The following is a 562-nucleotide window of genomic DNA, read 5'->3' as shown; positions in this document are numbered from 1 at the left end:
GCAGCGCCGCGGCCACCAGCAGCAGCGCCGGCAGCCATATCCGCCAGGCGCGCGCGCTCACGGCGTGCGCCCCGACAGGCAGCGCAGCGGACCCAGCCGGGTGGGCGGCGCCTGCGTCGGGCGCTCGATCCGGAACCGGCAGCGGCTTCCTTGCATGTCCACCTCCAGGTCGTTGCGGCCGGGCGCGAGCCCTTCCACATAGGCCTGGCCATCGTAGCCGACCACGGTGTCGACGCCCGGTCCATGCACCCGGCTGCCGACCGGCAGCGGCGCGTCGGCGGCGTCGTGCAGTTGCACCAGCACGCCATCGCTGCGGCGGATCGGGAACGCCACCACCACCCCGGTGCGATCGCGCGGCACCACGATCTGGTCGACCTGTTCCGGCCGCAACTCGGGCGGCAGGCGCATCGGATCGATCGACAGCCGGTTGTGCTGCCAGGCCAGCAGCGGTGTGACCAGCAGGAAGCCGCGCGCATCGGTGCGGCCGATCGGCCGGTTCTCCAGCAGCACCGGCACGTCGGCGACGCCGCCGGTGGAGACCAGGGCGAAGGCCTGGTCGAGA

Annotated in this window: 1 protein-coding gene; it reads right to left on the bottom strand. The window is 73.7% G+C overall.

Annotated features, from left to right (window positions below; genetic code table 11):
- Positions 1 to 57: 57 nt before the first annotated feature.
- Positions 58 to 562, bottom strand: a 505-nt coding sequence (locus D180_RS17150) for a FimD/PapC C-terminal domain-containing protein (protein ID WP_043091246.1), incomplete at its 5' end; no start/stop codon positions are given.

The sequence above is a fragment of the Xanthomonas sp. SHU 166 genome (assembly GCF_000364685.1).
Lineage (GTDB): Bacteria > Pseudomonadota > Gammaproteobacteria > Xanthomonadales > Xanthomonadaceae > Xanthomonas_A > Xanthomonas_A sontii.
This window is presented reverse-complemented; position numbering and strand designations above follow the sequence as displayed.